Annotated in this window: 6 protein-coding genes and 1 pseudogene; 2 read left to right on the top strand and 5 right to left on the bottom strand. The window is 70.9% G+C overall.

What is annotated here, in order from left to right:
* Positions 1-21: 21 nt before the first annotated feature.
* Positions 22-675, top strand: a pseudogene (locus BHU15_RS07420) (class I SAM-dependent methyltransferase); the annotation flags it as partial.
* Between the two features lie 41 nt (positions 676-716).
* Here the strand turns inward: BHU15_RS07420 and BHU15_RS07415 are convergent.
* Complete coding sequence (locus BHU15_RS07415; RefSeq protein WP_069626439.1) at positions 717-2,099, bottom strand: VWA domain-containing protein; 1,383 nt, start codon at positions 2,097-2,099, stop codon at positions 717-719.
* 91 nt (positions 2,100-2,190) lie between these two features.
* Between BHU15_RS07415 and BHU15_RS07410 the strand changes: the two genes are divergently transcribed.
* The gene (locus BHU15_RS07410; protein ID WP_051433615.1) at positions 2,191-2,457 is read left to right on the top strand and encodes a UBP-type zinc finger domain-containing protein; all 267 of its coding nucleotides are present in this window, start codon (positions 2,191-2,193) and stop codon (positions 2,455-2,457) included.
* On the opposite strand, the gene BHU15_RS07405 is transcribed toward BHU15_RS07410, so the two are convergent.
* The 4 genes from BHU15_RS07405 to BHU15_RS07390 form a co-directional block, all read right to left on the bottom strand.
* Positions 2,435-4,003: an ATP-binding protein gene (locus tag BHU15_RS07405; RefSeq protein ID WP_107422807.1), complete on the bottom strand. Its 1,569-nt coding sequence runs from the start codon at positions 4,001-4,003 to the stop codon at positions 2,435-2,437. The two genes, BHU15_RS07410 and BHU15_RS07405, sit on opposite strands and share 23 nt — an antisense overlap.
* Before the next feature lie 2 nt (positions 4,004-4,005).
* Positions 4,006-5,664 (bottom strand): NAD(P)/FAD-dependent oxidoreductase, encoded by a 1,659-nt coding sequence (locus BHU15_RS07400; protein WP_069626437.1) that lies wholly within the window; start codon positions 5,662-5,664, stop codon positions 4,006-4,008.
* 187 nt (positions 5,665-5,851) lie between these two features.
* Complete coding sequence (locus tag BHU15_RS07395) at positions 5,852-7,717, bottom strand: Dyp-type peroxidase (RefSeq protein WP_255293048.1); 1,866 nt, start codon at positions 7,715-7,717, stop codon at positions 5,852-5,854.
* A complete protein-coding gene (locus BHU15_RS07390) occupies positions 7,714-9,603 on the bottom strand; it encodes a galactose oxidase early set domain-containing protein (protein ID WP_069626436.1) in 1,890 nt (629 codons plus the stop codon). Before BHU15_RS07390 ends, BHU15_RS07395 begins: the two co-directional genes overlap by 4 nt.
* Between the last annotated feature and the right edge of the window lie 227 nt (positions 9,604-9,830).

Genomic DNA, 9,830 nt, shown 5'->3' with positions numbered 1-9,830 from the left:
GCGGACACGCCCTAGGGCCGTGCCCTGGACACGGTGATCCGCTCGGTCCTCGGCCAGCAGCCCGCCACGGTGCTGGACTGCGCGTGCGGCATCGGCACCCAGGCCGTCGGTCTCGCCCTGCGCGGCCACCGCGCGGCCGGGCGCGGGCTGGAGATGCCGGTACGGGCCGCCGACATGCGCGCGCTGCCGTTCGGGGACGGCAGCTTCGACGTCGTCGTGTGCGCCGACAACTCCCTGCCCCATCTCCTCACCGACGACGACCTGTTGACCGCGCTGGGCGAGATGCGACGTGTCCTCCGGGACGGGGGCTTGCTGCTGATCAGCACCCGCCCCTACGACCAGATCCGGCGCTCGCGCCCCGTGTCGACCACCCCTCAGCTCCACGGCTCGGGCGCCGGACGCACCGTCACCTTCCAGCTATGGGACTGGTCCGAGGACGGCGAGCGCTACGACCTGGAGCACTTCCAGCTGATCCCCTCCGGCGACGAAGCAGGCGACGGCGCGGGCGACGACCGGCGCGTCGAGGTGCGGCGTACGACCTACCGGGCCCTCACCGAGCGGCAGTTGGCCGCGCTCGTCACCGACGCGGGCTTCGACGGTCCCGCGTGGCGGCAGCCGGAGGACAGCGGCTTCTTCCAGCCCCTGCTCACGGCCCGAAGGCACGCCGCACCGTGAGGGCGGGCGCCGCCCGAACGCGAAACCCAGGTGCTCGCCGCTCAGCGCAGAATCCCCGCCTGCCGCGCGTCCCGCAGCCATGACGGGAACTCCGACAACAGCCGGTCGTACAGCTCCGGATCGGACACGGTCTCGATGTCGTCGACGGCGAAGAAGCCCACGTTGTCCACCCGGCGGCCCGCCATCGTGTCGAAGCGCTGCAGCACGCCGTAGTTGGCCCGGCCGAGCCCGACGAACTGCCAGAACACCGGCTCCTCGACGGCCGCCCGCAACTCCCGCTCGATCTCCCGGTCGCGGTACACACCGCCGTCGGAGAAGAACAGGACCAGGGTCGGCGCGGGCACGGGATTCTCGCGCACGTACGCGCGCACCTCCGCGATCACCTTCTGCTCCTCGTTCTGGAAACCGACCGCGCGCATGTCGACCTGCCCCGGAACCTGGCCCTTCGGCGGCTTCCGCCGGCCGAAGAGACTCATCTGCCCCACCCGTACATGCAGCCTCAGCCACTCGGGCAGCTCACCGATCGTCAGATCGGGCAGCCGGGCCGGGTTGGTGGCGAACGTCCACGCCTGCATCTCGCCGTCGTCGTCCAACTGCGCCGCAACGGCGGCCATCCGCTCGGCGACGTTCTTGACCACACCGCGCGAGTACAGCGCGGTCATCGAGCCCGAGGCGTCGAGGACGAGGATGACCCGCGCGACGACACCGGTGACACCGTGCTTGTCGAGGCTGACCGCGACCTGCTCCTTGCGCAGCGAGAGCCGCTTGCGCATGTCGACGGGAAGCCGCTCCTCACCCTTGGTGAGCCGGGGGCCGGGGGAGGCGCCCCGCGACGGCGGAACGACCGGGGGAGAGGGGACCGACACCGGCGCCACCGGAGCCGCGCCCCGCGGCGCCACCGGCGGCGGCTCCGCGTCGACCGTGATGCCGAAGTCCGTCGCCAGCCCCGCCAGCCCGGTCGCGTACCCCTGCCCCACCGCCCGGAACTTCCACCCGCCGGCCCGCCGGTACAGCTCGCCGCTCACAAACGCGGTCTCCGTACCCGCGGCCATGTCGAAACGCGCCACCTCCCCGCCGGACGCCACGTCCAGCAGCACCAGCCGCAGGCCCGGCACCTGCCCGAACGTCCCGCCGTCGGCCGACGCGCACAGCGCGACCCGCTCGACACCCGGCTCCAGCGCGGCCAGGTCCACCTCCACCGAGTCGGCGCCGGGCCCCTTGCCGAGATGCCGTACGGCGTCGGAGGCGTGGCGCGGCTGGTTGTAGAAGACGAAGTCGCCGTCGGAACGCACCTGACCGGTGCTCGTCAGCAGCAGCGCGGAGGCGTCCACGTCCGGGACGCCGGGCCCTGCCGACCAGCTGAGGACGGCCCGCACAGCGGGGACCGTTATCGGGATATTGGCGCCTTTGCTGAGTGTCGTCACGGCAGTCAGTCTGCCCGCCGAAGCGCCGGAAGTCCGCCGACTTCACACACTCCACCATGCCGCCCGCGCCCCGCCGCAGTACCGTGGCGGCATGGGTACATGTACAGATCTCGCCAACGCGACTGCTGACGTGGCGCCCCTTTCGGCCACCGACGAATGCGTCGACTGCGTCGCCCTCGGCCGCCGGGACTGGGTGCATCTGCGCCTCTGTCTCGCCTGCGGCCATGTCGGATGCTGCGACAGCTCACCGCTGCGGCACGCGAGCGAGCACTTCACCCAGACCGGTCATCCCGTCATGCGCTCCCTGGAGCCCGGCGAGGACTGGCGCTGGTGCTTCACCCACCAGCTGCTGGGCTGACCCCACCGGCCGCCCCGGTCCTGGCCTCCGAGTCCGTCTCCGCCGCGGCCGTGCCGGTCCCCGCCTCCGTGCTCGTCCGGGTCCCGGTCTCCGCCTCGGTGTCACGCGACGGCTCCGAGCCCGCCGCCTCCTGCTCGATCGGCAGGCACACCGTGAAACGGGTGTCACCGGGCTCGGACGTGACCCGCAGGTCACCGTGGTGCTTGTTGACCACGATGCGGTACGAGATGTCCAGACCCAGCCCCGTACCCTCACCGACCTGCTTGGTGGTGAAGAACGGCTCGAAGATCCGCGGCCGGATGTCCTTCGCGATCCCCACCCCCGTGTCCGCGATCTCGACCATCAGCCGCGCGTCCTCGCGCCAGGTGCGTACCGTGAGCGTGCCGCCGTCGGGCATCGCGTCCAGGGCGTTGACGATCAGATTCGTCCACACCTGATTCAGCTCCGCACCGTACGCCGGGATCGACGGCAGGCCCTTGTCGTACTCCCTGACCACCCGCACCCCCTCCGGGATCTTGGCCTGGAGCATCGTCAGCGTGGCGTCGATCAGGGCGTGCACATCGACGATCTGCAGCGGGGTGCGGTCCAGCTGCGAATACTGCCTCGCCGCCCCCACCAGCTCCGAGATCCGCTCCACGGAGTCGTCGATCTCGCCCATCATCAGCTCGGTGTCGATGGTGTACGTGATCCAGCGCAGCGCCGCCTCGAAATGCTCCGCGCCGACCGTCCTGGCCGCCCCCTCCAGCCACGGCACGTCGAGACCGGCCGCCACCAGCGACGGCGCCAGGTCCCACGCCCCGGCGACACCCTGGTCGTCCAGCCAGTCGCTGACGGTGTCCTCGGCGTCGGCGGCCTGCATCGCGGTCAGCTCCACGCCCGTCGCCGCGTGCCGCACGGCGTCGTCCTGGAGCCCCACCAGCGTGTGCAGACCCGCCCCGTCGAGCCGGCCGTCGGCGATCATGGCCAGTTTGTGCCGCATGCCCGTGACGCGCTCACGCAGCGAGGCCGTCGCCCGCAGCGCCGCGGCGGCGGGATTGTTCAGCTCGTGCGTGAGACCGGCCGACAGCGACGCCAGGGCCAGCAGCCGCTCCCGCTCGTTGACGATCGCGTTGGCCGCCCGCGTACCGAAGAACAGGCCCTCCAGCAGATGCAGCGCCATCGGGAACCAGGTGCGTACCGCGTACGCGAACTCGTCGGCCGGCAGTACGTAGAACTCCGCGTCACTGACCGCGCGCAGTGTGTGCGGGTACTTCTGGTCGACCCGGTCGCCCAGATACGCGCGGGTGGCGCCGCTGTACACGCCACGCTGGTCGGTCCTGTTGACCTCGACGTCGTCGCCGTGCAGGACCCGGTGGAGCGAGAGGGCCCCGCTGAGCAGGATGAAGAAGCACGTCGCCTGCTCGCCCTCCTTGTACACCACCTCACCGGCCTCCCGGCGCTCGACCCGGCCGCGCTCGGCCAGCCAGTCGAGCTGTTCGGGACTGAGCGCCTCGAACAGGAACAGCGTGCGCAACTCGTCCGGAGTGAGCCGGTCCTCCACGGGGATGGTCACTGTGCCTCCAGATAGCGGTGCACCAGGGAAACGGCCATGGCTCCCTCACCGACGGCCGACGCGACGCGCTTGACCGACGCCGCGCGAACGTCACCGGCGGCGAAGACGCCCGGGACGCTCGTCTCCAGGTGGTACGGATCGCGGGGCAGCCGCCAGCCCGCCGGGCGCTGCCCGCTCGTCATGAGGTCCGTCCCGGTCACGACGAACCCGCGCTCGTCGCGCGTGACGGCCCCGTCCAGCCAGTCCGTGTGGGGCTCGGCGCCGATGAAGACGAACAGCCACGACGTCGAGACGTCTCTGCTCTCCCCGGAGCGGCTGTCGCGCAGGGTCAGGCTCTGCAGATGCCCGTCGCCCTCCGCGCAGGTCACCTCGGTCCACGGATGGATCTCGATGCCGGGGATGCCTTCGAGCTGGTCGATGAGATAGCTCGACATCGAGCGTGACAGATCGCCCTGCCGGATCAGCACATGGACCCGGCGGGCGTAACGGGAGAAGTACACCGCCGCCTGGCCCGCCGAGTTCGCGCCGCCGACGATGTACACGTCCTGGTCGGAGCAGTTGACCGCTTCGGTGACGGTGGACCCGTAGAAGACACCCGTGCCGGTCAGCTCCTCCACACCCATCGCGCCCAGGCGCCGGTAGTCGACCCCGGTGGCCAGGACCACGGTGTGCGCGGTGACGGAGTCCGCCTCTCCCAGGCGCAGCACACGGCCGGAGCCCGCCGCCTCCAGGGCGACGGCCCGCTGTGTGCTGAGGATCTCCGCCCCGAACTTGAGCGCCTGGCGGCGGGCCCGCTCCGTCAGCTGCTGCCCGGAGACACCGTCGGGGAAGCCCAGATAGTTCTCGATCCGGCTGCTCTGACCGGCCTGCCCGCCCGTCGCCTGCTGCTCCACCAGCAGCGTACGAAGCCCTTCGGACGCGCCGTACACGGCCGCGCCGAGACCGGCGGGGCCGCCGCCGACGACGATCAGGTCGTAGAAGTCGGAGGCCGGTACGGTGCTCAGCCCCACGTGCGCGGCCAGCTCCCGCTCGGAGGGGGACACCAGCGTCTTGCCGTCGGATGTCACCACCATCGGCACGTCCGCCTGGGTGAGCCCGGCGGCGGTCAGCAGCCGGCTGCCCTCCGCCTCGTCGGACAGCAGCCACCGGAACGGCACCAGATTGCGGGCGAGGAAGTCACGTACGGCGAAGGACGGCGCCGACCAGCGGTGACCGACCACACGGGTCTCGGTGGCCACCGGATCCGGGGTCGCCAGCCACAGCTCCAGAAGCGAGTCGATCACCGGGTAGAGATTCTGCTCCGGCGGGCTCCACGGCTTGAGCAGATAGTGGTCGAGATCCACGACATTGATGGCGTCGATCGCGGCCTCGGTGTCCGCGTACGCCGTCAGCAGCACCCGGCGGGCCAGCGGGAAGAGATCCATCGCGGACTCGAGGAACTCCAGCCCGTTCATCCGGGGCATCCGGTAGTCCGCGAGCATGATCGCCAGCTGGTCCCCGCGCAGCTTGATCTCCCGCAGGGCCTCCAGGGCCTCCTCGCCCGACACGGCACGCACGACGCGGTAGCTCTCGCCGTAATGCCGCCGGATGTCACGGGCCACGGCCCGCGAGACGGCCGGATCGTCGTCGACGGTCAGGATTGTCGGATTCGCCATACCTCCATCATCGCCCCGGACGGCGCGGGGCGCCGGGTCCTGTGGACAACCACGCGGGGGACGGTACGGACGGCGCGCCCGCCCTGTGGACAACGTGCGGCGCGCGGGTGCGGTGGACGGCGGTTGGGGGGCCGCCGTCCACCGCGGTCTGCGGACATCACCCCGGGGACCGTGGCCCCGGCGGGGGTCAGTGCGCGGTGTTGGTCTGCCAGATCACCGTGCCGTCGGCGGCGCGGATCACCACGTTCCCGTCGGTGAGGACCACCAGCTTCGCGTTCGGATTCCCCGTCGTACGGGACTTCCACACCGGCCGGTCGTCCGGTGCGAGGACGACGAGGTCACCGTCCTCCTGGAACACCGCCGTGACCCCGCCGCTCCCCGCCGTACCCGACTCCCAGCGGACCTGATCACGCTCGTCCAGGACCACGAGATTCCCGTCCTGCCGCATCGCGAGCCGCGCCTTGTCCGTCCCGACGGCCCCGTCCGCCGGCCGCAGGACGAACGGAGCGGTGAGAACACGGTCACCGTCCTCACCACCGCCGCCGTTCAGCTTCCCGTCCGCGAGCGCTTCGATCGTCGACAGCGAGGGCGCGAACGCGTACACCGCGCCCTCCGTCCTGACGAACTGCTCGAAGTGCACCTGGCAGCCCTTGAAACTCACATCGGTGGCGGTGGCGACCAGCGGGTCCCGGCCGGGTGCCGGGTCGCGGTGCGGGAAGTCCGGCTCCTCGATCCAGTCCTTCTGGATGAACTCGAACTGCTTGACCAGGTCCGCCTGGTAGCAGACGAACACCAGACCGCGCGGCGCGTCCGGGCCGTTGCCCGCACTGCCGGCCGGGTCGAACGGCTGGCCGTAGGGGATGCCGCGCCGCATGATGCGCCGCCCGTCCAGAGCCCCCTTCTCCGGGACGGTCTGCGTGTCGCCCGGCTTGACCAGCAGACCGTCGCGCGGGCTGGTCTTGCGCAGATGCGAGAACAGCGGCGTGATCTCGCCCTCCAGGTCGTCGCGGTAGCTGATGTCGTTGTCCGACCAGGCCTCCGCGTCGCTCGGACTGTCCGCGTGCGGGCACTTCGACACCGGGGTGCCCGAGCGCCAGCGGCCGACCAGACGAGCGGCCAGCCACTCCGTCGTGGCCTCCGGCGGCACCACCTCCCGGCTCTTGAGGTCCTTCAGCCGCGCCCCGACCTGCGCCCACCAGCCGGGAACGTCCTGCGCGAGCCGCCGTACGACCTGGAAGGAGCCGTTCCGCGCCCAGTCCGGGAGGTCGGTCGGCATCCCGTCGTCCCGCTCGTAGCCGACGACGATCTCACCGGCCGGGATGATCCGGGTGCCGGGGCTGCCCTTCTTGTGCTCCGGCCGGTTCGGGTCCGGCGCGTCGAAGCCCTGGATGGCGGGCTCGCTGATGCCGTCCTTGAAACCGAAGTGCTCCTTGCCCCGGCGGCTTCCCTCAAGCGTCGCGCCGTCCTGCTCGAAGACGATCACGACCTTGTGCCGGGCCGCCTCCTCGCGCTCCTCGGTCAGCGCGACCCGCAGATCCTGGGGACGGTCGGCGGCCACGGTGAGCACCGCGTGGACGGGCTGGCCCGTGCCGTTGCCGAACAGCCAGTGCTCCGGGGCGCACTGCCCGGTGTCGCCGAGCATCGCGGCACGCGCGGCCGGGCCCTGCTTGTACGCCTCCTGGGTGCTGCCCGTGGGGACGGACGGGAAGGGATCGCGCCCGGCCAGCAGCCTCAGCCCGGGGTAGGTGAAGCTGATGATCCGCCATACGGCGTTCAGCGCCTTGGGGTCGTCACCGCCGGACTGCTTGCGGGCCTTGCTGAACTCCGCGTTGAACGCCGCCACTTGACGCGTCGTGGCGATCCGGGGCCGCAGCCGGCGCAGCCAGATCCTGGCCTGGGCGTCGTTCTCGAACTTCAGCAGGAGGAGCTGGACATGGTCCTTCTTCGCCCCGGCGATGATGTCGCCCTGGATCTCCCGGCTGGTACGCAGCGGCAGATCGTCCCCGCCGGCGGGCCCCCCGTACGCCGGCGGGGGCTGCGTCGCGTACGTCATGAACGGGCCCCGTTCGGTTCGAGGGAGATCCACTTGGCGACACTGGGCACACCCTCCTCGTTGAGGAGGAAGAGCATGTACCAGCCCGGCGGCGCGGCCTCGGCGGTGGGCGGCGCCTGGAGGTCCAGCTCCCCGTCGCCCTGCCGCTTGATCCGCAACTCCACATGACGCTGGCTGGTGTTGACCGAGTGGGTGGCCGTCGTGGGCGACAGCAGCACCGCCCGCTTCACGTCCTCCGTGGTGGAACTGGCGACGGTGAAGCGCTCGTCGAAGGTGAGCGGGCGGGACGGGACGTGATCGAGGGCGGGACGCGCGCCGTTGTGGAGATACGGCGGCTCGTACATCTCGATCGTGCCGTCGATGTCGTCCTTGATGTCCCGGTCGTTGGCGATCTGCTGCGCCTCGTCGCCCGTGATCATGACCCGGCCGTCGGGCAGCACCACGGCGTTCGAGTGATATCCGCGCGGCAGCCGCTGGACGGGGCCCAGACGCCAGTCGCCGTTCTCGTCCCGCAGCTCGGTGTGCCGGTACTTCAGGTCCGCGTTCGGGTTGTACAGCCCGTTGCCGTAGTCACGGATGTCGTAGGAACCGTTGACCGTCAGCAGATTCCCGGTGGGCAGCAGCAGCGTGTTGTCCTGCGTACGGCCGAAGGCCCGCGCCTCCTTCGTCTTCCACTTGCCCGCGGCGAGCTGGTAGGTGTTCGGGTCCGTACGGTCACCGCCGAGCACCAGGACGGAGTCCGGCCCCCGGAAGCCGCCGGGGAGCGGCACGGCCGAGCCGTAGCTGCGATCGGCGGTGCCGGGCCGCTGTGCCAGCTCGCTCCTGGTCTCCTTGACCGGGTCGAAGAGCCACTGCTGGTCGTGACTGCGGCCGAGCCCGTAGATCTTCCCGTCGCGCAGGCTGAACAGATGCGGGTAGTCGAGCTTGTACGGGGCGTCCGCGCCGAACCGGTCGACGGGGCGGAAGCGCGGGATGTCCGTCTTGCGGTACGGAACCGGGTCACTCAGCGCCGGGAAGCGCTCCACGATCGGGGTGGGCGTGCCCCAGCCCAGCTCGGACTGGCCGGACATGATCAGCATCCGGCCGTCGGCGCCGGTGACGACGCTGGGATACCAGCGGCCCACCGACATGTCCTCGTTCATCGCCCACGTCTCGCTCCACGGGTCGAAGACGAAGGACAGCTTGGCGCCCGAGCCTCCGTTGGCGCCGAGATTGCCGCCGAAGACGCCGAGCATCCCGTTCGGCAGGAAGGCGTGGCCCGCGCAGAAGATCGGCGCGGGGCGGGAGATGCCCGTGCTGTCGGGCATCGTGACGGCGGGCGGCGTGACCTTCTTGAAGGCGCTCGCACCCGTGCCCTTCTGCGGGTCCCAGAGGAAGGCGCGCCCCCGGTTGGCCGCCCCCACGATCTGGGTGGGGGCCGTCTCCTTGGTGGGATCGGTCTCGACCCGCTCGAAGGAGAACAGGAGCACCTTGCCGGTCGGCAGCTGGGCGACGTGGACACCGAAGTCCGGTGAGTCGAAGTACTCCTTGAAGGCGCCGAAGTCCGACGCCTTGTAATCCCGGTTGGTCTTCTCCTGGCTCTCGGTGAGGGCCTTCAGGCGGGCGGTGCGGGTCGCCTGCGGGTAGGTGCCGAGATCCTGGGCGCCCTGCCGGGTGGCGGCGTGTTCCTCGGCGTGTTCACGGCCGAGCACCGCCACCTCGGCGGGATCGGCCTCGGGGGCCTCGGCGGAGCTGTCGCCCGCCCTGGTGGAGTGCTCGTGGTGGCCCCCGCCGCTGTGAGCGGCAACGGGGGCGGCACCGGCGAGAGTTGAGACGGCGAGTGCGCTGACGACGGCGCAGGCCGCCAGGGTGTTGGACAGCCTTGTACGAGAGCGGGGAATTCTCATGCGGCTCGGTTCGGGTCCTTTCCGGGATGGTTGGAGCACGCGGTACGGCGATGCCGCACCCGGAGCGAATGACTACTCGCAGTAATCAATGCTGGCCGTGTTCGAGCCGGAAGGTCCAGAAAAATGAGCGAGGTTGCCCCTATGGAGCTAACAGGCGGTTCATAGGGTTCGCTCTCCGCGCGCACGCCCGGCGCGCGGCCCGGCGCCCGGCCGCGCGTCCGGTCCGG

This window comes from Streptomyces niveus (assembly GCF_001723055.1).
GTDB classification, from domain to species: Bacteria; Actinomycetota; Actinomycetes; order Streptomycetales; family Streptomycetaceae; genus Streptomyces; species Streptomyces niveus.
This window is presented reverse-complemented; position numbering and strand designations above follow the sequence as displayed.

What these genes read in the sequence shown, in the direction of transcription:
- BHU15_RS07390 (WP_069626436.1), bottom strand. Translation starts at nt 9,603, where the DNA reads ATGAGAATTCCCCGCTCTCGTACAAGGCTGTCCAACACCCTGGCGGCC.
- BHU15_RS07410 (WP_051433615.1), top strand. Translation starts at nt 2,191, where the DNA reads ATGGGTACATGTACAGATCTCGCCAACGCGACTGCTGACGTGGCGCCC.
- BHU15_RS07395 (WP_255293048.1), bottom strand. Translation starts at nt 7,717, where the DNA reads ATGACGTACGCGACGCAGCCCCCGCCGGCGTACGGGGGGCCCGCCGGC.
- BHU15_RS07400 (WP_069626437.1), bottom strand. Translation starts at nt 5,664, where the DNA reads ATGGCGAATCCGACAATCCTGACCGTCGACGACGATCCGGCCGTCTCG.